The organism is Fluctibacter corallii, from assembly GCF_025751585.1.
Taxonomy (GTDB): domain Bacteria; phylum Pseudomonadota; class Gammaproteobacteria; order Enterobacterales; family Alteromonadaceae; genus Fluctibacter_A; species Fluctibacter_A corallii.
On sequence record NZ_JAOWKX010000003.1, the window covers coordinates 1 to 26,112 of the forward strand.

Genomic DNA, 26,112 nt, shown 5'->3' on the forward strand with positions numbered 1-26,112 from the left:
GCCAGAGCCAGAGCCAGAGCCAGAGCCAGAGCCAGAGCCAGAGCCAGAGCCAGAGCCAGAGCCAGAGCCAGAGCCAGAGCCAGAGCCAGAGCCAGAGCCAGAGCCAGAGCCAGAGCCAGAGGAAAAAGAAGGTTTCTTTGCGCGCTTGAAGCGAGGATTGTCTCGAACGAAAGAAAATCTGGGTTCAGGCATTGTGAGTCTTTTCAAAGGCAAAACGATTGATGACGAGCTATTTGAAGAGCTTGAAACACAGTTGCTTGTTGCCGATGTTGGCATGGACACAACAACAAAAATCATTGATGGCCTAACCGATTCTGCTAGCCGAAAAGAGCTTAAAGATGGAGACGCACTGTTCCAGATTTTAAAAACCCAATTAGGCGACATGCTAGACAAAGTGAACCAGCCCCTTGTACCAGTGTCTTCAAAAGGGCCATTTGTTATATTGATGGTCGGTGTGAATGGCGTGGGCAAAACGACCACTATCGGTAAGCTTGCCAAGCAATTCCAGAGTCAGGGTAAAAAGGTGATGTTAGCGGCAGGGGATACCTTCCGTGCGGCGGCTGTTGAGCAGTTGCAAGTGTGGGGAGAACGAAATCAAATTCCTGTAGTGGCGCAGCAAACTGGCTCAGACAGTGCGTCGGTTATTTTTGATGCTTTGCAATCAGCAGAAGCGCGTGGAATTGATGTCTTGATTGCGGATACCGCTGGACGATTGCAAAATAAAGATCATTTGATGGAAGAGCTTAAAAAAGTCGTAAGGGTAATGAAGAAAATTAACCCAGAAGCGCCTCATGAAATCATGCTAACGCTAGATGCTGGAACGGGTCAAAATGCGGTGAGCCAAGCCAAGTTATTCGATGAAGCAGTCGGACTAACAGGTATCACGCTGACCAAACTAGACGGTACAGCAAAAGGTGGCGTCATTTTCGCGATAGCCGATAAATTCGGTATTCCAATTCGTTATATCGGTGTGGGAGAAGGCATTGATGATTTGCGTGAGTTTGACAGCAAGCAATTCGTCGATGCATTGTTTAGCGAAAAGTCAGATTAATACCACAAGGAAGCGTTTATCTCGTGATTAAGTTTGAGCAGGTCAGTAAAACCTATCCGGGGGGGCAACAAGCCCTCAGAAAAGTGAGTTTTCATATTGAACCGGGAGAAATGGCATTTCTGACCGGTCATTCTGGCGCGGGTAAAAGTACCTTGCTTAAATTGATTAGCATAATGGAACGCCCAACAGTCGGAAATGTGCTTATCAATGGGCATGATTTGAACCAGATTCACCGACGTCAAATCGCCTATATTCGACGTGATATTGGTATGATTTTTCAAAGCCATCAATTATTGATGGATAAATCTGTTTTTGACAATGTCGCGCTGCCACTTGTCATTGAAGGCTACTCAAGAAAAGAGATCACCAAACGGGTTGATGCAGCCCTGGAAATGGTTGGATTAAGAGATAAAGTGAAATGCTTGCCAATCACCTTGTCTGGCGGTGAACAGCAGCGAGTAGGTATTGCGCGGGCAGTCATTAATAAACCCCCCTTGCTGCTGGCTGACGAACCCACGGGTAACCTTGATCCTAAATTGTCGATGGAAATCATTCGTTTGTTCGAAGATTTTAATCAGGCTGGCGTGTCAGTATTCATCGCTACCCATGATTTAGGATTAATTGCTCGCATGAAATACCGCACGTTAACGCTAAAAAGTGGCATGATGATCACAGATGGCCTGAGTGAAGATTGGCAGGAAGAGGAATCTAGCGGCCTGCAAGGTGAATTATGAGTATTTTGTTTAAAGGTCGCGCGCAAGGCGCACATGATAGTGTGGTGTCGTTGCCACAAAAAATTCAAATGTTTTTTGTCGCGCATTTGCGCCAAGCATTGTCTAGCCTCGGCGAAATTTGGCGTACGCCCGTTGCCAGTTTAATGACCATAGGCGTACTTGGGCTAAGCATCACATTACCGGGGACGCTTTATATCTTGGTTAAAAATGCAGAGCAGGTGAGTGCGGGGTGGCAGCAAGCCTCAGAAATCTCGTTGTTTCTGCACAAGCGAACGTCGGACGCTGAAGCACAACAGTTGATGAAGCGATTGTCTTTGTGGTCTGAAATTGACGAAGTGACATATATTCCAGCTGCTGAGGCATTAGAAGAATTCAAGATGTTGTCTGGATTTGGTGATGCTATCGCCTATTTAGATGAAAACCCCATACCTGATGTGATCTTAGTTGCACCCACTTCCAAACATGCTGGGCCAACCGCGGCTAGGCTTTTACTGGATAAGTTAAGAAAAGAAAGAGAAGTCGAAATAGGCAAGCTTGATATTGAGTGGTTAGAGCGCCTACATGCATTTTTGTCTCTGGCAAAAGAGCTTGTCACTATTATTGCGTTGCTGCTTTTCCTTTCGGTGATTTTAATTATTGGGAACACGATTCGACTGAATATTCTCAGTAAACGTGATGAGATTTTGGTTATGAAGCTGGTGGGCGCTACCGACAGCTTTATTCAGCGCCCTTTCCTATATACAGGTGTATGGTACGGGTTACTCGGCGCCTTAATTGCGTGGATTACTGTAGCCATTTTACTTTTCTGGATGGAGTCAAGTATTCAAGATATCAGTGCGCTTTATCAGAAAAATATCAATATTACTGGCCTCGATGGGCACGCTTTGCTTGTTATGCTGGGGTGCTCAGTAGCGTTAGGGTTGGCGGGCTCAGCAATATCTGTACAGCGCCATGTTAAAGAAATAGAACCCAAGTAGCTAACAATAAAGGCTAGAGCGCCAGAAAGTAGGGCATTTTGGTTATCCCACTTTCTTAGCGAGTGCCAAGGTATTTGGAATGTTTAACTGGTTCTTCGCGTCTTGGTCACAGGAAAGTGTGAAGACAAGGTCTGTCGCACGCTATTTCCCCACACAATGGCTTCGTTAAATAAACTGTGACAGTGTGCTTGCTCCATCATTAACATATCTGAAGCGCGTTTGACCTTCAGCCAAGTTGCACTCTCGAATGCTTTTGCCAGCGCTAGATAGATTGCCAATTGATTTTGCCCGCCGCATAGTGCGTGTTTCACCTCTTCTACAATGGGAAGTTGTGATACGGCATCGTGCATGCGTTGATCGAGTAGTGCATCTAATAGTGAGAATAGTCCAGTTAAGAAACCCAATGGAGGATTATCTCCCACGCATTTTTCTCGCGCTAATAAGTCGCAGAATTTAGCTCTCACTAAAGACAGGTGCAACAGTTCCAGTGGTTTGTCGTCCGCGAGATTTGCAAGTGCCAATAATGCGATAAACTTCTTCACTTCAACCTCGCCCATGTAGGTTAATGCGTGTTTTAGCGAGGTGATTTTGTGGCGCTTATTAACCAGTGGATTATTGATAAAGCGCAGCAACATGTAAGACAATCCCGCGTCTTTTTCAATGATTTCATTGACTGCTGACACGTCGAATGACGACTTATTACATTCAGAAATCAAACTCGTTAGCGAGAGCTTGGAAGAAGGGAGCGGCTTCTTGTTGTAGGCCTGTGGGCGTGAGAAAAAATAGCCTTGAAAATAATCAAATCCTAAGTCAACACATTGCTCAAATGACGCGGGCGTATCAACGTGTTCGGCTATTAACTTAACGCCATTGTCTTTCCACATTGAAATGTTATCGCCATTATGAGCAACAGGATGACGCATCACGTCTAATTTAACGATATCGACAAAAGGCAGTAGCAGCTTTGATTGGTTAATATCGTCGAGATGATCGAGTGCGATTTTGAACCCTTGATCTTTTGCGCGCTTGCAAGAGTTAACTAATTCATCGTCGACATTGCCTAGATGATCAACTTCTACCACGATGTTGTTGGGATCTAAGATTTCAGGAAGCCCGTTAAGTAATGTGGTTTTATCAAAGTTAATAAATGCCTGTTTTTGGCAAGAAATATCTTCTAGATTGAGCTTGAGTATCTCTTTACTTGATGGTGAAGCGTCGTCATCGAGTGATTCTGGAAAGCAGTCGTTTACCCCATTACGGAATAAAAGTTCGTAGGCGAAGACTTCTTTTTTGCCCGTTAAAATGGGCTGACGAGCGATGAACGCAAACATGACATATCCTTTAGTTCAATTCGTTCTTATTATTTTTAATCCTGATCGAGAATACGTTCGCCAAAAATAAAGAGTGGGCGCAGCGACCAAGTTGTGTCGTTTTTTTGCATCATAGCCTTAAAGAATATGAATTAAAAGTTATACGTAAAGAACCAAATTCAAGTAATGATAACGAGCGAATGTTAGCACTTACTACGAAGTTAATATTTGATATCACGCTACCTCGAATACTGATCTGGAGATAGGGCAATAGTATTATTTTTTGATTGCATTGGTCATGGCGTAACTCCACTTAATAGACTCGTTGTAGAAACTATGTATTAGCCGTTGATCAAGGTTAAGTTTGGTCGATAGTCGCTTGACACTGCTCCAATTTCCTTCTTCGAATGCTCTAGCCAAAGAAAGATAAATCTTTAACGTATTTTCAATTCCCAACAAGGCTTGCTTTAGTTCTTCGGAAAGAGGAATTCGCTCTAATAAGTCTTGCATTGTGTGGTCTAACATTGCATCAAGAAGAGACAGTAATCCTACTAAAAATCCCTTCGGCGGGTTGTCATGATCGTTACGAAAGCGAGCGACTAGCTCGCAGAATTTAGCGCGCACCAGAGAGAGTTGAACCAGTTGCATGGGTTTATTGTCTGCCAAATTAGCCAGTGCTAATAACGCGACAAACTTCTTAACTTCCACCTCTCCCATAAACGTAAGTGCGTGTTTTAACGAGGTGATTTTGGTTCGCTTGTTAATGATTGGGCAGTTAATAAAGCGCAGCAACATGTAAGATAATGCCACATCTCGCGTTAGAATGTCGTTGATGTAATCAAAGTCAAAATCGGGTTTATTACAGGCTTCTAACAAATCCAGCATGACTTGTTTGGATGCAGAAATGCTCTTTTTCTTCACCAATTCTGGTTTGGCAAAATGATAGCCCTGAAAAAAATCGAACCCGAGTGCGCTGTATTTATCCAGCTCTTCTGGTGTTTCAATCCGTTCGGCCACCAGAAGTAAATTGCGGGCCTTATAGATGGGAGCGTACTCTTCAATCAGTGCGTGTGATGCGGCTTGTACATCAATTTTTATGTAAGTTGCCAGAGGTATTAGTGGCTCCCAGCGCGATGAAAAATCATAGTCATCTAATGCAAGCGAATAGCCTAGCTGTTTAATTTGTTGACATGCATTGACCAATTCATCGGAAATCTCGACACTTTCGACGATTTCAATCACTACGTTTTTAGGGTCTAAAAACGTGGGAAATTGTTTAATGAGCGCGTCTTGGTGGAAGTTTATAAAGGCTAACTGGCCATCAGAAATATCTTCGATACCAAGCATTAAATGGTTTTCTGCGAGTAGTTTCGATGTCGCCTCATCCTGCGGAACACCTGGGAATTGATTACTTTCCCCGTTACGGAAAAGCAACTCGTAAGCGTGCAATGCACCGCTTTTGTCGAGAATAGGTTGTCGTGCGACATAGGCATACATAGCGTGGTGATTCCTTGTGGTCATCCATTGCAAATGTTATTACGTATAACATCTTCAAATGATTCCAAGACTCTTCATCGCAAAATCGTTGTGATATGATGATCCAACGTTTTGCTTATTCCAAACTGTATAGTAGAAATTGGAATTGTGGTGAAATTTTTTTAAAATTTTGCGGTCTATTAAACGGTGTAGTCATAGCGATCTCTATTTGGCTTTGCTACACTCGTGGACTGGAAAAATAACGAGGTGAACATGAGCACAAACATGCAAATGGCATTAAGCGTCCCTCAGGGCGGAAGCATTGAAAGCTACATCCAAGCGGTGAGCAGTATCAATATGCTTACAGCTGATGAAGAGCGTAGTCTTGCAGAACGTTTGTACAACGAGGGTGATTTAGAAGCAGCGAGAAAGCTGGTAATGTCACACCTTAGGTTTGTTGTGCATATTGCGAAATCGTACTCGGGATACGGATTGCCCCAAGCAGACCTCATTCAGGAAGGCAATATTGGTTTAATGAAAGCGGTCAAGCGTTTCGACCCAGCAGTGGGCGTTCGCTTAGTCTCTTTTGCCGTACATTGGATTAAAGCTGAAATCCACGAGTTTGTTTTACGCAACTGGCGTATCGTAAAAGTGGCGACAACCAAAGCACAGCGTAAGCTTTTCTTTAACCTTAGAAAAGCAAAGAAGCGTTTGGGTTGGTTTACTCATGAAGAAGTGCAGAAAGTGGCAGAAGAGCTAGGTGTAAGCACCAAAGAGGTTCTGCAAATGGAAGCTCGAATGAGTAGTCAGGATCAAGCTTTTGATCTTGGTGCTGACGACGACGATAGCGGAAACTTTGCCCCAGCACAGTACTTAGAAGATAAAAGCACTGATGTTGAAAAAGAAGTCATCAACGCTGACTGGGATAAGAACGCCACCGATCGTTTGTATTCAGCTATCAAAACACTTGATGAGCGAAGCCAGCATATTATTCAAACACGATGGTTGGCCGATGATAAAACCACACTTCAAGATTTGGCTGATAAATATCAAGTATCGGCAGAGCGTGTTCGCCAAATCGAAAAGAATGCAATGAAGAAATTGCAAGCCGCGATGGTTTAGTTTTTAGTTCCCGGCATTGATGTATTTTTTGAAACCCCGCTTATAGCGGGGTTTTTTGTTATTAGGCAATTGCTTCGAATTTGAATAGTGATAACGAGGTTGCAATTGTTGGCTGTGTTACTTTCTTGCTGTTCTATTAATTGTTAGATATGCCCAGATTCGTTAATCCTAAACCAGCCAGTTACTGAGTAACGATCGCGTTTAGATGGCAATACTTCGTGGGGAAAGTCTTCACTCAAAAAAAGTACGGTCGTGGCGAACTCAGGCGCGATGGAGACAGATTGATTATTGGGGAGATACAGAATCATTTCGCCACCATCGTCTTGCGACCAACTTTTATTGAGGTAGTTAATTAACGTTAGCTTTCGATTACTTTTGCCTCTGAATGCATCCACATGCTTTTTGTAAAAATCACCTTGGCGATAATGGGCATAGTGGCCTTCAAACGAAAATAAGCCCATGTACAAATACCGATTCATCGCGGTTTGAATATTACTTGTCCAATCTAACCAAATAGCTTCTGCTTGGGTTTGGCCGTTAAACCAATGAATTTGGTCGCGCCTTATCGTTTTATTCTGCGTGTTATCTGTTTCGCGTCCAATACTGGCTTCGTGAAAATGTGATTGTTGCAATGCTTGTACTTCATCTAGTAATGCTTGTGCAATGGGCTGAGGTAAGGAATGAGGGGCGATAAAGTAACCCTGTGAATGAATCGCATCGACAGCATTTTCGAGGAAACGTTGAATATCATCGGTTTCTTTGCAGGTAATCATACCGTATATATGGTGAAACAAGTGTAATGGGGAAAGTTTACACGAATCTTATCTTTATCAGAATACTCTGAGCTCCCTGTATTCGTAGTAATCGATACATGATCGGTACCATTATTCAGTCGCTACGTCGAGTTATTGGTTCCTCACACCTCCACGGCTTAAAGCAGATCAGGACTTGAAAGAGTGTATATAGCGCACTGTCGGTGAATAAAATCAATCTGACTTAGCTTGCTCAGGCAATACCCAATATATGCCTTTAAACTCAGCGACTGGATTGTCACCGTCAAGTATATCAACCTGAAGTTTGATCCGGCACTTGCTGCCTCGCGTGAGCCGATCAAATTTGCCATCAATTGATTCTATGTTACACAGGGCACGAGGTTGCATGGTAATAGGTTTGTGGTAGTGAATATCACCATCGCCCAGAACGATTTCCCCCATAAGGCCTTTTTCTTTCAACTTTAAAAATATCATCCCCCACCCAGTCAGTGTGGCTAGAGAGAATATGCTTCCAGCGAACATAGTGCCGTGCAAGTTGATATTCTTATTTAGAGATGCACGAGTTTCGAATGTGTTGCCTGTATATTGATGTAGCTTAATGCCCATTTGTTCTGAGATGGGAATGGTATCGTGCCAGGTTTTTTGTAATTCGTTGCACCATTGTGGATGTAAAAGAATCTTATTAACGTCTGTGAGGCGTTTAACCATTTGTTGGCGTTTAAGTTGTCCTAGTTCTGCGGGCGCTTCACTTTCGATTTCGAATCCACAAGCCTGAAAGAAGTGGATCGAAATTTCTCTGCTGTTAGTGACCAAACGAATCGCACCTTGATCTCTAGCGACATTTTCTAAAGCAGAGAGAATCAATTTACCTAACCCCTTACCCTGCGCACTCGGAGACACCGCAATATGGCGAATTTGCGCTTCTTCAGCCGTGTTCATGTGTACGCGCCCAATTGCAACAATATTACCCTTAGCGTCTTTTACCACGCGATGCTCAGCCACCGCTTCGTATTCATCTTTTTCGGAGCCTTGCGGATAATTCCAAGGCTTTCTTAACATCTCCCAGCGAAAGTGGAAATAATGCTCGAAATCCTCGTCAGTGTTGGGCGTGTCAATTCTATACATAAACCGCTACAGTCCTTCCATCAATTGAGTAAGGTGAAAATTTGAAGCCTCACAGGCTATTAAATAGCACTGAGAGAATGCTGGCAAGTCGAGATAATTACATGTTTAGGTGAAAGGTAACAGGCCCATCGTTTTGTAAGAATACTTGCATATCGGCCCCAAAGCGGCCAGTTTCACATTTTACACCCATGTTGCGAATATAAGAGATAAAAGCGTCATACATGGCTTTTCCATGCTCAGGAGATGCCCCTGATGAAAAGCTAGGACGATTTCCCTTCATTGTATCAGCCACTAATGTGAATTGAGATACAACCAGTAGTTCGCCCTTGACTTGTTGAAGGTTCAGATTCATTTTTCCGTTGTCGTCTTCAAAGATACGGTAGTTGAGTACTTTATCTGCCAACCGCTTCATCTTGTCGGTGGTGTCATCTTTTTCCACCCCTAAAAACAACAATATTCCAGTATCAATTTGACCGGTTATATCTTTGTCTACCTCGACACGGGCATGTTTTACGCGTTGTATTAGTCCTATCAATCGTTACTTCTCTTCTTGGATAAACTTAATCATGGCGTCATTTGCATGGCATACTGCTTCTGCAATTTTAGTTTCTGACAAGCAATGGCCTGCTTCTGGTACAACGAGCAACTGACCGTTTTTCCATACTTCACTTAACGCATGGGAAGCATTGAGTTTACACACCATGTCGTAGCGTCCATGAACGATTGTGCCAGGAATATGGCTAATTTTGTGAATGTTATTCAAGATATAATTATCATCAATAAAGCAGCGGTGTTTTACATAATGACATTCCAGTAACGCTAAACTTGTAGCCACATGTAAATGTTGAGATATGTCTTGTTCGTTCACGTTGGCATGTAATGAAGCAATCTGGTGTTCCCATAATGACCACGCTTTTGTCGCCCGTGTCTTCTCAAGTTCGTTACCACTCGTGAGTAATTGGTAATATTGCTCAGTAAGGGCTTTGGTTGTACCGGGGTTTCCTGCTACTTCAACAAAATGGGCGTAATGCTCAGGAAACATCTGTGCGGCAGCCCCATTTTTGCCCATGTACCAATCGTAGTCTTCATCTCGGGCTAAAAAGGTACCGCGTAGCACCAAACCTGATACCGTTTTGGGTTTACTAATGGCATTGAGCAATGCCAGTGTTGCTCCCCAAGAGCCACCACAGACAATCCACTTTTTTACGTTGGCAAACTTACGGATAGCATCAATATCGCTCAATAAGTGATGTGTGGTGTTGTTCTCGGTACTTGCAAATGGCGTAGACTGCCCACATCCTCTTTGATCGAAACTGATAATTCTGAATATGTCAGGATTAAAAAGAGAACGATAAATGGGAGTGAGGCCACCTCCTGGTCCGCCGTGTATAAAAAGAACAGGATAGCCATTCTCATTGCCAGATTGCTCGACGTGCAGTGTATGTCCGTCGCCTGTTTCAATTCGATCACAGCGGTAAGGCTGAATTGCGGGGTATAAATGTGTCATCAATCCCTGTTGTGTATTTGCTTGCTTTGTTTTAATTTTAATCAGTGAGGAACCTATTTTTTGGTTCCCATTCAATAATATGGAGATAAGTATGGCTGGACAAGGCTCTGGTGGCAACGTTATTGCTGCACTATGTAACTTTTTTATTCCAGGACTCGGGCAGTTAATCCAAGGGCGAATCATGTCTGCGCTGTTCTTTTTCCTCACGGTGACAGTGTGTTATGCGTTAGCTGCGACGGTTATTTTGTTCTTTATGTGGTTCTTTGGAGCCATATTTCACCTATGGGCGATAATTGATGCTGCCCGCTACAGAGGAGTGCCTTAATGAGATTCGTATTCATCGCTACGTTACTGAGTGTTTTAGTGGGCTGCCAAAGCGCATATTATGCTGCTTGGGAGAAGCTCGGCGTTGAAAAGCGCGACATATTGGTAGACCGTGTAGAAACGGCAAAAGATTCTCAAGAAGATGCGCAAGAGCAATTTAGTTCGGCCCTAGAACAGTTCAGTGTGTTGATTAACTTTGATGGCGGCGAGTTAGAGGATGTTTACACGCAACTCAAAGATGAGTTTGACGCATCTCAAGCGGCTGCGAACACGGTTTCTGAGCGCATTAACAAAGTAGAAAGTGTTGCAGAAGCACTATTTGACGAGTGGCAAGATGAGCTAGACAAGTTCACGAACGATAAAATGCGTAGGGAAAGTCAGCAGCAGTTGCGCGAAACGCAGCGCCGCTACAAAGCGCTGTTGTCTTCTATGCGTCGTGCTGAAGAGAAAATGGCGCCAGTGTTATCTTCGCTACAAGATAATGTGTTGTATTTGAAACACAACTTAAATGCCAGTGCCATTGGCGCGCTGCAAGGTGAATTTAATAATATTCGACGAGATATAAATGCGTTGATTGCTGATATGAACGTGGCTATTGAGCAGTCAAACCAGTTTATTCAAAGCATGAAATAGCAGGGTGTTCTGAGTAAGAAGAGGAAGGCTTAGTCGTCTTCCTCTTCTTCAAATAAATCTTTTTTCTTACGTTCTTCTTCAACAAACATTTCTAATTCACGGATAAATTCCGCACCGAGTAATACAATCATCCAACTTAAGTATACCCATACAAATAAAATGGGGATCACAGCGATTGCACCATAAATCACTTGATAAGAAGGAAAATTGGTCACGTATAGGGCAAAGCCTTTTTTTGATAGCTCGAATAAAACAGAAGCAATGAGTGCCCCGATGGCCGCGTATTTGGGATTAATACGCTTATTGGGAACGACCATATAAATAATAAAGAATGCCGTTATCGACGTAATAAAAGGCACTGCGCCTAATAGCATGGTGCGTATGCCTGGTGTGTATTCTTCAGCAAAATTGGCCAGCCCAACTAAATAAGAGCTGGCAACAACACTTGAGCCAATTAGCAACGGCCCTAACGTAAGCACCATCCAATAGATCGCGAAGGTATAAATAGCAGGACGCTCACTATGGGTACGCCATATAAAATTCAGGGTTTTGTCGATATTCGAAATGAGCAATAGCGCTACGATGGCAAGAAACAGAATACTCACGGCGCTCATTTCTGTGGCTTTGCCTACAAATTGTGTAATGTATTCCTGTACCACATCGCCAGCATGAGGGACGAAATTAGTAAATACGAAGGACTCAAGTTGCCCTTTCACTTCAGAGAAGGCCGGAAAGGCAGACAAAATAGTAAAAAACATCATCACAAAAGGCACTAATGACAACAGTGAAACGTAAGCTAAATGCCCAGCAGAGACGGTGATGCGGTCATGCTTACAGCGCGATACGAGTGCCATTAAAAATGCACCTAGCAGCTTGATATACTGTGTACCCTCTTCTGATATTTCCTTGATGTTCATACTCTTACATTATTTGAAAACAACCTTATACAGTCTACCTGTTATTCTCCTGAAGTCCTAACATTCGGCATATTGCATAGCTTAACTCACAGCGATTCAGGGTGTAAAAATGGAAGTCTCGAATACCTTCTTTTGCTAATACTTTCACCATGTCCATGGCAATGTTTGCACCCATTAGATTTCGGGTGGTTTGATCATCCTTATCCAACCCTTCATACATGTGATGTAACCAATTCGGTACATGTACATTGGTGAATTCGGCAAATCGCAATAAGGTTTGGTAATTTGTAACGGGTAGGATCCCAGGCACAATATCGAGTTCAATTCCCGCTGCGGCGGCGCGATCTCTAAAGCGTAAAAATACTTCAATATCAAAGAAAAATTGTGTTATTGCCTGATCCGCGCCAGCTTCCGCTTTGCGCTTTAAGTTTAATAAGTCAAATTGAGCGTTAGGTGCCTCAGGGTGTTTTTCAGGATAAGCGGCAACAGAGATATCAAAATCAGCGACACCCTTTAATAAGGCGACTAAGTCAGAAGCATATAGATCGGGCTTATGGCTACTATCTGGAAGATCGCCTCGTAAAGCCACAATACGCCGAATACCGCTATTCCAGTAATCTTTGGCGATAGAACGTAATTCATCTGGCGACGCATCGACACAGGTAAGATGAGGAGCAGCGGCGATACCTGTTTCAGTTTGAATGCGTTTAACCACATCATGGGTGCGATCTCGTTCACCACTATTTGCGCCATAGGTTACTGACATGTAGGCAGGCTCTAACGGCGCGAGACGCTCTACTGAACGCCAAAGCGTATTTTCCATTGCTTCCGTTTTTGGCGGAAAAAATTCGAAAGAAACACTGATCCCTCGAAGTTCTGATAATGACTGATTAAGTGCGTCAATCCCCTGTGCGTACGATACCATATTGAAATACCCTTAATTTAGCCGTTTAACCATTTAGGTGTTTAGACGTCTAAACTATCGTGATACTTATAGGCCGTCAAGATGTTTAGCCATCTATAATTGACCTTTATCCACTATTGTTTAGAATTTCCCTTTATAAGAAAGATAAATTGAGAGTGACAGAATGGCAAAGTGGAATGGTGAATATATTCATCCGTACGCCGAACACGGTAAAAAGAGCGAGCAGGTAAAGAAAGTAACGGTTTCAATTCCGCTTAATGTATTAAAGGTGTTGACTGATGAACGCACACGCCGCCAGATCAATAATTTGCGGCATGCCACCAACAGTGAATTGTTGTGTGAAGCATTTTTACATGCCTTTACCGGACAACCTCTACCTAATGATGACGATCTGCGTAAAGACAATCCAGAACGCATACCAGCTGAAGTTAAACGTCAAATGGAAGCAATGGGATTGAACCCCGATGACATTCAATTAGACGATTAGCCAGAACATGCTCAGATGGATATAGCTCCCGTAAGGGCGCTATATCCATTGTATTTTCAGAATGTTTATTTACCGTAGCACAATGACTTCGTTTTGCGCCAAGGTAAGGGTGGCTTGGCCTGCGTTAACAGTGACTGTATCTGATCCCGTTAGGCTCTGATATACGCCATCAGCCAGTGATAATGCAGAGACCGAAATACTGGTGCTAGGACCTTTGTTCACTGCAACCAAAACGGTATCACTACCTTCTTTACGTTCGAATACCAAAATATCTGAGTTAACCCATTTTTGCTGATAACTGCCTCGAGCAACGGCTGGGCTGACTTTTCTCAGCTCAGCGAGGGTTTTGATCAGAGTAAACGCAGTGCCTGACTGTGCAAAACTGGGCTGTGGCTCTCGGTTATACGGATCATGACCAACCTGTCCATCGCCATTAGCAGTAAACCACGTTGAGTTGTGCTCAGTGCCATAATAGACGGTCGGAATGCCCGGTAAAGTCATGACGAGTGCCATTCCCAAATTCTGACGAGCATCTGCAAACGCTTTCGAGAAGCCTTTACCCTGACGGTTTGAATTCACTACGCCATTGGTTTGTAAGTAAACACTGGTGCGGGTTGCGTCGTGATTGTCGAGGAAAATGGGTTGCCAATCTTCAGCGTTTTGCATGGCTGCGGCTCGGCTGGCGATATGCGCATCTAAATCAATCATGCTGCTATTGTCGGCGATGGCATTTTCAATATTGTCGCGAAGACTAAAATCCAGCAACTCAGATCCTCTTCGTTCATTTAAAAAGGCCATCGACGCGCTGTTTGATGCTCCAGCACCGTACCATTCACCAAAAATATAAATGTCGGGGTTTATTTGTCGAAGCGCAGAAGTGAAGCGATTAATAAAGTTGGGCTCGATGTGTTTGATGGCGTCAATACGAATAGCATCCACACCATGTGATAGCCACTTTTTAGCTGCATCAATTAAATACGTGTCGGCTACGCTGTTGCTGTTTGTACCATGGTTAAAATCGGTAAGATTGAACAAAGATTTGTTTCTAAACGCCCATGGATCGTCATATTCTGCATTACATACCGTATTGGGGTCATTGTCGTAACAATCAGCTATCGCACCGTTTTGATGAAACCAAACGCTATTGTTTTTATCGGCTTGAAACACGCCTTCCTTATACACGGCACCGAATTCATATTTATCATCTTGGCTACTGTGGTTAGGCGCAAAGTCCAGTACCAATTTCATGCCTCTGGCCTCCATTTCAGCATCAAGTTGATCCACTAATGCCCAAGTGCCTACGTGCTCATCCACTTCGAAGAAATCACGACCCCAGTAGCCATGATACGCTCCTGCACTGCCAGAGTTATTCACATTGTCGTTTAAGGGAGAAACCCAAATTGCACCGATACCTAACGCCTCAAGGTAGTCTAGATTGTCAATCAGGCCCTGAATATCGCCACCCCAATATTTTTTCCACTCGCTTAGTCCGCCATTTTGTTTAGTCGTCGATGTAGCAGCTGCATTAAAGCCGTTGTCGTTGCTTGTGTCTCCGTTAGCGAAGCGGTCAACAAATAGGAAATAGATAGTACGATTTCGAAAGTCGCTGGCTATCGATGTGCCACTGCAATTCTCAGCTAAGCCTTCTTCAACTGATACAATCGAGTCTGATGCACCGTCAACGGTAATCTTGGCGAAACCGGCGGATACGTTATAGTCTTGTGCGGGAAATGCGTCAGCTCCCCAATCCCCATTTTTATCGATTTTAAACCGAGGCCCGCCATTGGCATCGCCCGCCGTAAACTCCACGCAGATATCATAATAACTGGTGCCTGCGACGGCAGTTAATAGTGTCCCTTCGCTCCAATTATTGGGGGTGCCTCTAAAATGGTAGGTTGTGGTTGAACTTCCGCCATGTGTTGAGGCGGGAAGAATATTCCAATTTTTGGTATCGGTATAGAATTCGATGTCCCAAGTTCCCGTTGGGGCGGGTATGTTGGTGCCATTTTGGCCGCCTTGGCCATAGTTCTCAGACCAATCACCAAATCGATCCACTTTGAATGTGCCAGAGGCAGAAAAAGTGACATCATTCGCTAACATGGTATTAGCGCCAATGTCTTGCATTTGGTCGGCGGCCCAGCCGTTATGCGTGCCTCTTAAAAACCATTCGGCATTAGCATAGGAACTGGTTACGGTGGAGAATAATAATAATACCGATAACTGTTTAAAGGAAACTTTCACGTTCTCACTCCTTGTTGCATAGGATGAATAAATAGCAAGGGCAAGGAATGCCGTTGCTATGGGTTCTCATTCATCCCGTTTGCATTTACAGAGTGAAACTGCACTCGAATAATACGACGCTTGCATTGAAATGAATGGGACTTGCACCATCATAGAGCGAGTAAAATTTACCTCAATTGCGTGCATACGTATTCATAACAAATATTTTACATTTGCTGGTATCTGGGCGTGTTTATGAGCTAGGTGATGGCGAATAATGATATAGGAGTAGGCACAAAAAAGGCGCGAATTCGCGCCTTTTCGGTATGACAAATCACGCTTTATTTGTATTGTTCCGGTAAGGTGTCGATAAGTGCTACACCAGACTCAATTGCTGCTTTTGCAACAGCCCCTGACACACGCTTACGCAAGCGCGGATCCATTGGTTTAGGAATAATGTAGTCTTTTCCAAAGGTGAGAGAGTCTGAATTACTTGCCGTTAATACTTCTTCAGGAACCGGCTCTTTTGCAATACTGCGAATGGCTTCAACCGCTGCGACTTTCATTTCATTATTAATCGCCGAAGCACGAACATCTAATGCACCGCGGAAAATAAAGGGGAAGCACAGTACGTTATTAACCTGATTCGGGTAATCTGAACGTCCTGTTGCCATGATTAGGTCATCACGTACTTCGTGCGCCAGTTCTGGCTTGATTTCCGGATCAGGGTTTGAGCATGCAAACACAATTGGTTTGTCTGCCATGAGTTTCAGTGCTTCTGGCGGCAATACATCAGGCCCAGATACACCAACGAATACATCGGCATCTTCAAGCACATCTTCTAAAGTGCGTTTGTCGGTATTGTTGGCAAACAGTTGCTTATGAGGAGTTAAGTCGTCGCGACGAGTATGAATAACACCTTTGCGGTCTAGCATATAGATGCGTTCACGCTGGGCACCGCAGGTGATTAATAATTCCATACAGGCGACCGCCGCCGCACCTGCGCCCATACATACAATGGTGACGTCGTGCAGCGATTTATCTTGAATTTCCAGTGCATTCAACATGCCTGCTGCGGTCACGATCGCCGTACCGTGCTGGTCATCATGAAATACGGGCACATTGCAACGCTTGATCAGCTCTTGCTCAATTTCGAAACATTCAGGTGCTTTAATATCTTCTAAGTTAATACCGCCAAAGGTATCTGCAATGTTGGCTACAGTAGAAATGAATTCTTCGGTTGTACGGTGCTTAACTTCAATATCGATAGAATCTAAACCTGCAAATCGCTTAAATAACAGCGCTTTACCTTCCATTACGGGTTTAGATGCTAGCGGCCCTAAATTACCCAAACCTAGAATTGCAGTACCATTAGAAATCACTGCAACCATATTGCCTTTAGCCGTGTACTGGTAAGCCGCATTGGGGTCGGCTGCAATTTCACGGACTGGCTCAGCCACACCTGGGCTGTATGCAAGCGCTAAATCATTGACGCTTTCTGCTGGTTTAGTGAGTTCCACGCTAATCTTTCCGGGCACTGGTTTTGCGTGGTAGTCCAATGCTTTTTGACGGAAATCAGACATCGTTGCCTTCGTCCTTTGGTGTAGAGTTATAACAGAGTGTTGAAATTGGTCTCACGCTTACATCGGTGACATGATTAGTCTGATGCGATTTCTGTCTTTATTATCGTTATTATTATGCTGTGTAGACGCAGGCGGACTTTAGCACATCCGCTAGCGTAGAACACATCAGATGACCTGAATTTCTTATTCACCTCTATATAACGCTTAATTTTTGGCTAAGGCTAATAGGTGAGGTGAATATCTGGCATAGCGCTGGCTAATGCGAAGAAGAGAGCGTAGATGTTTATTCATTTTCAGGCACAAAAAAAGGCGCAAGATGCGCCTTTTCGAAAACCTGTAATCGGTTCTTACTTTTTGCCAAGTGCGCCAAAACGCTTCTTGAAACGGTCAACACGACCACCAGTGTCAACGTTACGCTGCTTACCAGTATAGAAAGGGTGGCAAGCTGAACATACGTCCAGGTTAAGGTCTTTGTTCAAAGTAGAACGGATTGCCATTTTGTTACCACAAGAACAGGTTGCAGTAATTTCGTTGTATTCTGGGTGGATACCTTGTTTCATCGGATTACCTCATCATCAGGCCGTATCGCTATTCAGCCCGAAGCTGAACACCATACGCAATTATTTTTACACCGGCAAGAATAGGGCTTGCCGCAAAGAGGCGCGCATATTAATGTATCGCCTTACTCTGATCAAGCACTTTTGCTGATTTATTCACCAGTTTATTCAGTTTTTTTCGATTCGTAAAATACAAGATATGACACAGCCCTTGCTTGCAGAAGCGCACATTATTCGGGTGGCCTTACCGGTGCCGTTACGCCGAACCTTTGAATACCTTTATGATGACCAAGGTGGATCAGCGAGCGTTCAAGTCGGTTGCCGCGTTGTGGTTCCTTTTGGCAATCGTGAACTGATTGGCGTTGTGACGGATACGGGATGTAATCCAGAACATGACGTAAATAAACTGAAGCGAGTGATTAATGTCTTGGATGCCTCTCCTGTCATTGATGAGATGATGCTCTCGTTATGTCTGTGGATGAGTCAATACTACTATCACAGTCTGGGAGATGTCATTGCTACAGCGTTACCTGTGGCAATTCGCAAAGGGGAAAGCCAAGACCCTAAACCTCTTGTGTACTTAAAAGCAACAAATGTTGACGAAATCACAGTAACTGAGTCACTTAAACGCGCAAAAGCACAACGGGCTCTTTGGCAGCGAATTGTCGAAAAACCTGTATTGCTCAGTGAGCTTTCAGCCGAGGTAAGTCGCCCAGTTATTCAAGGGCTTATACAGAAAAAATTTGCGGAAGAAATGGCGGTGATACCGTCATCAGACGAAAACTGGTGGGCGCTTCCTGCAGATTTGAACAAACCGTTTGCGAACGTACAGCAAGCGGCGGCAATATCAGCCATTAATGCCACAACCAACTTTTCCGTACATTTACTGGAAGGCGTTACTGGAAGTGGTAAGACAGAAGTCTATTTGCAGTGTATTGAGCCTGTTTTGCGACAAAAAAAACAAGTGTTAATGCTGGTCCCTGAAATTGGTCTTACGCCGCAAACCGTCAGTCGCTTTGAACAGCGCTTTGGTTGTCGGGTAGGGGTGTTACATTCCAACTTGAATGATAATGAACGCTTGCTGGTCTGGCAGCAAAGCCTGCGTAAAGAACTGGGCATTGTGATCGGTACGCGCTCTGCGATTTTTACGCCAATGCCAGCACTTGGAATGGTAATCGTTGATGAAGAGCATGATAGCTCCTTTAAGCAGCAGGATGGGCTGCGTTACCATGCGCGTGACGTGGCGATTATGCGTGCCAAGCAGCAAAATATTCCGGTGTTATTAGGAAGTGCAACACCGTCATTGGAATCTTTGAATAATGCACTTCAGCAGCGTTTTTCTCATCATATTCTGAGTGAGCGGGCTGGCAGTGCGACCCATGCCCAACAACATGTTCTAGATATCACTAACCAGCCTCTGATAGCTGGCCTGTCTCATGGGATGCTTGATCGTATTCGCATGCATTTATCGCAAGGAAATCAGGTATTACTGTTTATTAATCGTCGGGGCTTTGCACCAGCATTGTTGTGTCATGCATGCGGCCATGTTGAGACCTGTACACGTTGTAATAAACCGTTCACGTTGCACAAGCAGTTAAACAAAATCCAATGTCACCATTGTTCAAGTGCACGCCCAGTACCACCGCGTTGCAGCCAATGTGGTGATACTGATATAGAGCCTTTTGGTGTTGGAACTGAACAACTTGAGCAGGCGTTGACGGAACAGTTTCCTGAACATCCACCGCTTAGAATTGACAGTGATAGCACAAGAGGGAAAAACAAATTACAAACCCTTCTCGACAAAGTAAATCATGGCGAACATTCATTGCTGGTGGGCACACAGATTTTATCTAAAGGCCATCACTTTCCTAATGTGACGTTGGTCGTGATATTAGGCGCAGATGGAGCACTATTTAGTGCAGATTTCAGGGCATCTGAACATCTCGCCCAGTTAATTACCCAACTTGCAGGACGCGCTGGTCGTGCAGATAAACCTGGCGAAATGTGGCTGCAAACTCATCAACCAGGACACCCATTGATACAAGACCTCATTCACAATGGTTACGGACATTTTGCTCGTCATGCGTTAGTTGAGCGCAAGCATGCGGCGTTGCCTCCATATCATTATCAGGTGCTGTTCCGAGCGGAAGCTACAAATGTACATTGGGTTGAAGCGTTTTTGCGGGATGTCCGAGACTGTGTGAGCCACTCGCCTTCAATCATGATCATTGGTCCGTTGCCCGCAATTATGGAAAAACGACAAGGCCGGTTTCGTATGCAGTTGTTACTTCAAAGCACACACCGAGGGCACTTACAGCGGGCTATCGGTGCACGAATCACTGACATCGAAGCCTTGGCTAGCGCCCGTAGAGTGAGATGGTCAATTGATGTGGATCCTCAAGATTTTATGTAAATTGTGTCGAGTGACGCGAAATTAATAGGACATTTAAACGAAATATTCACTCAATAGGGGATTTCCGTAGAATTTAACCAGATAGTCTTGATAAACTCTCATCCTTATTAATTAGTTGTTGATAGCATTCATTATTTTATGGCGCAAAAAGATTACGTTTCCAGAGGCCGCTCTACCAAGAAAGCCCCCCCACCTCCTCCTTCGAAGCCTTTACCTTGGATTCGAATTGCAATCACTGTTGCGTTGATTGCGGGATTTGGCTTTTTCCTTTGGACAATAAAAGACAACGCCGAAACAGCCCCAGCCACTCAAGGCGTGCCATCTCAGGTAGAAAAAGATCCGCTTCCACAACTTGAAGATGAAGAATGGGATTATCCAGAGCTGCTTTCTGATCATGAAGTTGAAATTGAGGTGAAAGAGCAGGAAAAGCCTGAGGTGCCTTATTTGATGCAGTGTGGCTCGTTTAGAAAAGAGGGGCAGGCTGAAGAGATGCGCGCCAAGCTAGCGTTTCAAGGGTTAGAAGCACAAATTCGTCCTAGCAACGGTAAAAACGGTTTGTGGTATCGCGTTATTCTTGGTCCTTATGATTATAAGCGAGATGCTGAGAAAGACCGACATGCCATTCGCCGTATCGGTATTACTTCATGCCGTATTTGGAACTGGAATCTTTAAGCGTTAGTGCTTACTTCTTCTAAGAGGCGATACCTCGCCTCTTGAAAAACCTTATCCTTACCCCACATAAGGTTTATTGCAATACGAAATGGCTGACTCATTTACTGGTTATTGCTTCGCAAACATAGCAATACAGCAACCAGCAAAGTGAAATTAACGAAGCCTTTCTTCATTTTTCACAAGAGTATATTTATGACTACGATTGTTTCAGTACGTCGCGATAATAAAGTGGTTATCGCAGGCGACGGACAGGTTTCTCTTGGCAATACTGTCATGAAGGGAAACGCCAGAAAAGTGCGTAGGCTTTACAATGATAAAGTGCTAGCTGGATTTGCGGGTGGAACAGCAGACGCGTTTACGCTGTTTGAGAGATTCGAGTCTAAGTTAGAAATGCATCAAGGGCACTTAACAAAAGCGGCAGTAGAGCTGGCAAAAGATTGGCGCACAGATCGCACACTTCGCAGGTTAGAAGCCTTGTTAGCTGTGGCAGATCATACTGCCTCTTTGATCATCACTGGGAACGGTGACGTGGTGCAACCTGAACAAGATCTGATTGCTATTGGTTCAGGCGGTAATTTCGCACAGGCGTCTGCGCGTGCGTTGCTTGAAAATACTGAATTAGGTGCCAGAGAAATAGCGGAGAAAAGTTTGACGATCGCAGGCGACATTTGCGTATTTACGAACCATAGTCAAACGATTGAAGAGTTAGAATATTAATTTGATAAGTGGCGAGAAATAGCCACTTATGATTGTGTGAATAAGGGTAGTTCCATGTCAGCAATGACCCCAAGAGAAATCGTCCACGAGTTGGACAGACACATTATTGGTCAGCAAGATGCGAAGCGAGCAGTGTCTATTGCGCTTCGTAATCGCTGGCGTCGCATGCAGCTTGAACCTGAGCTGCGCCAAGAAGTAACGCCTAAAAACATTCTCATGATAGGCCCGACAGGTGTGGGTAAAACCGAGATTGCTCGTCGATTAGCAAAGTTAGCGAATGCCCCGTTTATTAAAGTAGAGGCCACTAAATTTACTGAAGTGGGTTACGTAGGTAAAGAGGTTGAAACCATCATTCGTGATTTAGCTGATATCGCTGTGAAAATGACGAAAGAACAGGCCACAGAAAAAGTTAAATATCGCGCTGAAGAAGCTGCGGAAGAGCGCATTTTAGATGCCTTATTGCCGCCACCAGAAAATGTGTGGGGCGAGAAAGAAGACGTACAGGATAAAGGTACACGACAGGCTTTTCGTAAAAAGCTACGTGAAGGCCAGTTAGACGACAAAGAAATTGAGATTGATATTGCACTTCCGCAGGTTGGTGTTGAGATTATGGCACCTCCTGGCATGGAAGAGATGACCAACCAACTTCAAGGGATGTTCCAGAACCTGTCTGGCTCTCAGAAAAAGAAGAAAAAGCTGAAAATCAAAGAAGCATTTAAGCTATTGATTGAAGAGGAAGCGGCTAAGTTGGTTAATCAGGAAGAGTTGAAAGAAAGTGCGATAGAAGCCGTAGAGCAAAACGGCATCGTATTTATTGATGAAATTGACAAAATTTGTAAGCGCGAAGGCACGGGATCGGCAGATGTATCGCGTGAAGGTGTTCAGCGTGACTTGCTGCCACTCGTCGAAGGTTCGACGGTGAATACCAAGCACGGCATGGTTAAAACCGATCATATTTTGTTTGTGGCGTCTGGTGCATTTCAGATGAGCAAACCGTCTGATTTGATTCCTGAACTTCAAGGCCGATTGCCGATTCGCGTTGAGCTGTCAGCGTTGACCACAGAAGACTTTGTGCGTATTTTGACTGAGCCTAACGCATCTCTGACTGAGCAATATATCGCCCTTATGAAAACCGAAGGGGTGAATGTTGCCTTTACTGAAGATGGGATTAAGCGAATTGCTGAGGCTGCATGGCAAGTCAATGAACGTACTGAGAATATCGGCGCACGTCGTTTGCATACGGTGTTGGAGCGTCTAATGGAAGACATTTCATTCGATGCTTCTGAAATGAGTGGCGATACCGTGACCATTGATGCTGATTATGTTAACAAGCACCTCGAAATGCTGGTTGATAATGAGGACCTAAGTCGCTTTATTCTATAGTTTGATGGTGTAAACTTAAGTTTAGATTGGGCGATTGGACATGCTTTTCGCCCAACGTCTATTGGTCTTTTCTTGATTATTTTATGATATGCAGGAAAAGGCTAACTGACTTATTCGACATACTTTTTTTCACATTAAGCCTTTCAATTTAGCCAAAATCTGGTAAAAAAATACGCAGTTAAATCATTTTTTAACAATTATTTCACTAGACGTATTTGAAAATTGGTGCTAACTTTTACTCGTTCATACCCTGAACTCACCAATTTTCGCGCTCAAATCAGAGATTTAAATAAGTAACAATCTTTATACCTAACTAATTAACTATTGCTGTAATAGCGAAATTTCAAGCAAAAGAAACCCCCGATATGAATCTAACGGAACTCAAAAACAAACCGATTAACGAACTGGTAGCGCTTGCTGAAAAAATGGGCCTTGAGAACATGGCTCGTGCAAGAAAGCAGGACATCATTTTTTCAATTCTAAAAGCGCACGCTAAGAGTGGCGAAGACATTTTTGGCGATGGGGTATTGGAAATCCTACAAGATGGCTTTGGATTCTTACGTTCAGCCGACTCATCTTACTTGGCTGGGCCTGATGATATTTACGTGTCACCAAGCCAAATCCGACGCTTTAATTTGCGTACCGGTGACACCATAGCTGGCAAAATTCGTCCTCCAAAAGACAGTGAACGTTATTTTGCCCTTCTAAAAATCAATGAAGTTAACTTCGACAAACCTGAAAACTCACGCAATAAGATTCTTTTTGAAAACCTGACACCGCTGCATGCAAACCGCCGTTTGCGTATGGAACGTGGAAATGGCAGTACAGAAGATATCACTGCACGCGTGCTAGACTTGGCATCGCCAATTGGCCATGGACAGCGTGGTTTGATCGTTGCGCCACCTAAAGCAGGTAAAACGCTACTTCTTCAGAATATTGCCCAATCTATTGCTGCGAATCATCCAGAAACAGAACTGATGGTATTGCTTATTGATGAGCGCCCAGAAGAAGTAACTGAAATGCAACGTTTGGTGCAAGGTGAAGTAGTTGCTTCTACCTTTGATGAGCCAGCAAGCCGCCATGTTCAGGTAGCTGAAATGGTCATCGAAAAGGCAAAGCGCCTCGTAGAGCACAAGAAAGATGTCGTCATCTTACTAGACTCAATCACACGTTTAGCGCGTGCGTATAATACGGTGATCCCTTCATCAGGCAAAGTACTTACTGGTGGTGTCGACGCCAATGCATTACACAAACCGAAGCGTTTCTTCGGTGCTGCGCGAAATGTAGAAGAAGGTGGAAGCCTAACAATTATTGCGACTGCACTGATTGATACGGGTTCTAAGATGGATGAGGTGATTTACGAAGAGTTTAAAGGAACAGGTAACATGGAGTTACACCTGAATCGTAAAATCGCAGAGAAACGCGTCTTCCCAGCGATCGACTTCAACCGCTCTGGCACACGCCGTGAAGAGCTTCTTACTTCTCAGGATGAGCTACAGAAAATGTGGATCCTTCGTAAGATTGTGCATGAAATGTCTGAGATTGATGCAATGGAATTCCTTATCGGCAAGTTGTCTATGACGAAAACCAATGATGAGTTCTTTGATGCCATGAAGCGTCAAAAATCCTAATTATCAACATCTTGTGTAAGCCGTCCCAGTTTTTGCTGCGACGGCTTTTTTGTTTTTACTGCAGGATGTTTTGGTCTACGCTTTAAGCTTCACGCATTAAAATATAATGCTAACGGGATTTCATTGGTCGCTAAGGAAGAGGAGAATTCAACCATGCGCACTGAGAAAGACTCACTTGGCGACGTCCAAGTTCCTGATAATGCCTTTTATGGCGCTCAAACTCAGCGTGCAATTGATAACTTTAGTATTAGCCAACAAACCATGCCGAAAGAGTTTATTCGTGTATTGGTTATGCTTAAAGCCTGTGCAGCAAAAGCGAACAGTAATTTATGTTGTATTTCACAGGACAAAGGTCGCGCCATCCAACAAGCGTGCGAGACGGTGCTGGCTGAACCAAACATGATGCGGCACTTTCCTGTCGACCTATATCAGACTGGCTCGGGCACCAGTTCGAACATGAATGCTAACGAAGTTATTGCACATGTTGCCTCATTAGAGGGAGATATCGCGCTACATGCCAACGATGACGTAAATTATGGACAAAGCAGTAACGACGTTATTCCGTCAGTCATTCACATCAGCAATGCTTTGATGCTGCAAAATCAATTGATACCCGCCTTAACGCACCTGCAAGAAACTATTTTACACAAGTCTGTTTCTCTTCGTGATGTATGCAAAATGGGACGCACGCATTTAATGGATGCTATGCCAGTAACGCTAGAACAAAGCTTGAAAAGTTGGGCAGGGCAGCTTCGGCATCATCAACGGCAATTAGAAGCTATTGCACCATCTTTGCATTTACTACCTCTTGGCGGAACAGCGGTGGGAACTGGCGTCAATGCGCATCCCGATTTTGCGCGGGAATGTTGTGGCATTTTGAGTGCGAAAACGGGAATTACCTTTACTGCAACGGGAAATCCATTTTCTTCTATGAGTGGAATGGACGTGCCCGTTGGGTTGTCAGCGAATTTACGCGGCTTGGCAATCGCATTGATGAAGATTGCTAACGATTTGCGCTGGATGAATTCAGGCCCGCTTTCCGGGTTAGGTGAAATAGCTCTCCCTGCGTTACAACCCGGCTCGTCCATCATGCCTGGAAAGGTTAATCCGGTCATTCCTGAATCTGTTGCGATGGTGTGCGCACAGGTCATTGGCTATGACTCCGCCATTGTTGTGGCGGGGCAAAGTGGAAATTTTGAATTGAATGTTATGTTGCCATTAATAGGTTCAAATCTTTTGTGTAGCCAGTCTTTATTGGCAAAAGCCATGTTGCATTTGGCAGACAAAGCGATTAAAGACTTTACGGTTAACGAAGATAAGCTAAACAGCGAACTGGCGCAAAACCCTGTATTGGTGACAGCCTTGAATCCGATAATTGGGTATACCAAGGCGGCAGAAATAGCGAAGAAAGCCTACTCAGAAAATCGTGAGGTGCTTGATGTTGCGAAAGAAATGACCGATTTGTCAGAATCTGAATTGAAAAAACACCTAGACCCTGTTTTACTCACTAAAAATCAATGATTGAATTGTGCATATGATTAGGCGGAGCGCGTTATTCCTTTTACTGTGCGTGTC

24 protein-coding genes are annotated in these 26,112 nt (G+C 44.1%); 13 read left to right on the forward strand and 11 right to left on the reverse strand.

The genetic code is table 11. The annotated features are described in order from the left end of the window. The 3 genes from ftsY to ftsX form a co-directional block, all read left to right on the forward strand. Positions 1-1,051: signal recognition particle-docking protein FtsY (gene ftsY, locus OE749_RS06230; RefSeq protein ID WP_263711514.1), on the forward strand; the 1,051-nt coding region annotated here is incomplete at its 5' end. A 23-nt stretch (positions 1,052-1,074) separates the two neighbouring features. Further along, positions 1,075-1,785: a cell division ATP-binding protein FtsE gene (ftsE, locus tag OE749_RS06235; RefSeq protein ID WP_263711515.1), complete on the forward strand. Its 711-nt coding sequence runs from the start codon at positions 1,075-1,077 to the stop codon at positions 1,783-1,785. Continuing rightward, positions 1,782-2,762, forward strand: a complete 981-nt coding sequence (gene ftsX, locus OE749_RS06240; protein ID WP_263711516.1) for a permease-like cell division protein FtsX — start codon at positions 1,782-1,784, stop codon at positions 2,760-2,762. Before ftsE ends, ftsX begins: the two co-directional genes overlap by 4 nt. An 83-nt stretch (positions 2,763-2,845) precedes the next feature. Here the strand turns inward: ftsX and OE749_RS06245 are convergent, their stop codons facing one another. Both OE749_RS06245 and OE749_RS06250 read right to left on the reverse strand, forming a co-directional pair. Beyond that, a complete protein-coding gene (locus OE749_RS06245; protein ID WP_263711517.1) occupies positions 2,846-4,093 on the reverse strand; it encodes an EAL and HDOD domain-containing protein in 1,248 nt (415 codons plus the stop codon). Between the two features lie 255 nt (positions 4,094-4,348). After that, positions 4,349-5,569, reverse strand: a complete 1,221-nt coding sequence (locus OE749_RS06250; protein ID WP_263711518.1) for an EAL and HDOD domain-containing protein — start codon at positions 5,567-5,569, stop codon at positions 4,349-4,351. A gap of 252 nt (positions 5,570-5,821) precedes the next feature. On the opposite strand from OE749_RS06250, the gene rpoH reads away from it, so the two are divergent. After that, positions 5,822-6,670, forward strand: a complete 849-nt coding sequence (gene rpoH / locus OE749_RS06255; RefSeq protein ID WP_263711519.1) for an RNA polymerase sigma factor RpoH — start codon at positions 5,822-5,824, stop codon at positions 6,668-6,670. Between the two features lie 143 nt (positions 6,671-6,813). On the opposite strand, the gene OE749_RS06260 is transcribed toward rpoH, so the two are convergent. The 4 genes from OE749_RS06260 to pip form a co-directional block, all read right to left on the reverse strand. Next, the gene (locus OE749_RS06260) at positions 6,814-7,443 is read right to left on the reverse strand and encodes a 2OG-Fe(II) oxygenase (protein ID WP_263711520.1); all 630 of its coding nucleotides are present in this window, start codon (positions 7,441-7,443) and stop codon (positions 6,814-6,816) included. A 213-nt stretch (positions 7,444-7,656) separates the two neighbouring features. Further along, positions 7,657-8,568 (reverse strand): bifunctional GNAT family N-acetyltransferase/hotdog fold thioesterase, encoded by a 912-nt coding sequence (locus OE749_RS06265; protein ID WP_263711521.1) that lies wholly within the window; start codon positions 8,566-8,568, stop codon positions 7,657-7,659. Positions 8,569-8,665: 97 nt separating this feature from the next. Then, complete coding sequence (dtd, locus tag OE749_RS06270; protein WP_263711522.1) at positions 8,666-9,103, reverse strand: D-aminoacyl-tRNA deacylase; 438 nt, start codon at positions 9,101-9,103, stop codon at positions 8,666-8,668. Positions 9,104-9,106: 3 nt separating this feature from the next. Then, positions 9,107-10,075: a prolyl aminopeptidase gene (pip, locus tag OE749_RS06275; RefSeq protein ID WP_263711523.1), complete on the reverse strand. Its 969-nt coding sequence runs from the start codon at positions 10,073-10,075 to the stop codon at positions 9,107-9,109. 91 nt (positions 10,076-10,166) lie between these two features. On the opposite strand from pip, the gene OE749_RS06280 reads away from it, so the two are divergent. Continuing rightward, the gene (locus tag OE749_RS06280; protein ID WP_263711524.1) at positions 10,167-10,400 is read left to right on the forward strand and encodes a hypothetical protein; all 234 of its coding nucleotides are present in this window, start codon (positions 10,167-10,169) and stop codon (positions 10,398-10,400) included. After that, positions 10,400-11,032, forward strand: coding sequence for a DUF2959 domain-containing protein (locus OE749_RS06285; protein ID WP_263711525.1), 633 nt, complete (start codon positions 10,400-10,402; stop codon positions 11,030-11,032). Before OE749_RS06280 ends, OE749_RS06285 begins: the two co-directional genes overlap by 1 nt. A gap of 29 nt (positions 11,033-11,061) precedes the next feature. Here OE749_RS06285 and OE749_RS06290 read toward each other — a convergent pair whose 3' ends face one another. Both OE749_RS06290 and metF read right to left on the reverse strand, forming a co-directional pair. Beyond that, the gene (locus tag OE749_RS06290; RefSeq protein ID WP_263711526.1) at positions 11,062-11,949 is read right to left on the reverse strand and encodes a virulence factor BrkB family protein; all 888 of its coding nucleotides are present in this window, start codon (positions 11,947-11,949) and stop codon (positions 11,062-11,064) included. A gap of 34 nt (positions 11,950-11,983) precedes the next feature. Further along, a complete protein-coding gene (gene metF / locus OE749_RS06295) occupies positions 11,984-12,874 on the reverse strand; it encodes a methylenetetrahydrofolate reductase (RefSeq protein WP_263711527.1) in 891 nt (296 codons plus the stop codon). 163 nt (positions 12,875-13,037) lie between these two features. On the opposite strand from metF, the gene metJ reads away from it, so the two are divergent. Beyond that, positions 13,038-13,361 carry a met regulon transcriptional regulator MetJ gene (metJ, locus tag OE749_RS06300; RefSeq protein WP_263711528.1) on the forward strand — a complete coding sequence of 108 codons (324 nt, stop codon included), beginning with the start codon at positions 13,038-13,040 and terminating at the stop codon, positions 13,359-13,361. A gap of 69 nt (positions 13,362-13,430) precedes the next feature. On the opposite strand, the gene OE749_RS06305 is transcribed toward metJ, so the two are convergent. The 3 genes from OE749_RS06305 to rpmE form a co-directional block, all read right to left on the reverse strand. Next, entirely contained in the window at positions 13,431-15,602 is a 2,172-nt protein-coding gene (locus tag OE749_RS06305; protein ID WP_263711529.1) for an alpha-amylase family glycosyl hydrolase, read from the reverse strand. Between the two features lie 320 nt (positions 15,603-15,922). Beyond that, a complete protein-coding gene (locus OE749_RS06310) occupies positions 15,923-17,164 on the reverse strand; it encodes a malic enzyme-like NAD(P)-binding protein (protein ID WP_263711530.1) in 1,242 nt (413 codons plus the stop codon). 347 nt (positions 17,165-17,511) lie between these two features. Continuing rightward, positions 17,512-17,724, reverse strand: a complete 213-nt coding sequence (gene rpmE, locus OE749_RS06315; protein WP_263711531.1) for a 50S ribosomal protein L31 — start codon at positions 17,722-17,724, stop codon at positions 17,512-17,514. 196 nt (positions 17,725-17,920) lie between these two features. Between rpmE and priA the strand changes: the two genes are divergently transcribed. The 6 genes from priA to OE749_RS06345 all read left to right on the forward strand — a co-directional run bounded on the left by priA (position 17,921) and on the right by OE749_RS06345 (position 26,058). Next, positions 17,921-20,134, forward strand: coding sequence for a primosomal protein N' (gene priA, locus OE749_RS06320; protein WP_263711532.1), 2,214 nt, complete (start codon positions 17,921-17,923; stop codon positions 20,132-20,134). A gap of 138 nt (positions 20,135-20,272) precedes the next feature. Then, positions 20,273-20,806 (forward strand): SPOR domain-containing protein, encoded by a 534-nt coding sequence (locus OE749_RS06325; RefSeq protein ID WP_263711534.1) that lies wholly within the window; start codon positions 20,273-20,275, stop codon positions 20,804-20,806. Positions 20,807-20,998: 192 nt separating this feature from the next. Then, entirely contained in the window at positions 20,999-21,523 is a 525-nt protein-coding gene (hslV, locus tag OE749_RS06330; protein ID WP_263711535.1) for an ATP-dependent protease subunit HslV, read from the forward strand. A 54-nt stretch (positions 21,524-21,577) separates the two neighbouring features. Then, positions 21,578-22,906: an HslU--HslV peptidase ATPase subunit gene (gene hslU, locus OE749_RS06335; protein WP_263711536.1), complete on the forward strand. Its 1,329-nt coding sequence runs from the start codon at positions 21,578-21,580 to the stop codon at positions 22,904-22,906. A 365-nt stretch (positions 22,907-23,271) separates the two neighbouring features. Further along, entirely contained in the window at positions 23,272-24,537 is a 1,266-nt protein-coding gene (gene rho / locus OE749_RS06340) for a transcription termination factor Rho (protein WP_263711537.1), read from the forward strand. Between the two features lie 153 nt (positions 24,538-24,690). After that, positions 24,691-26,058 carry a class II fumarate hydratase gene (locus OE749_RS06345; RefSeq protein WP_263711538.1) on the forward strand — a complete coding sequence of 456 codons (1,368 nt, stop codon included), beginning with the start codon at positions 24,691-24,693 and terminating at the stop codon, positions 26,056-26,058. Positions 26,059-26,112 lie beyond the last annotated feature (54 nt).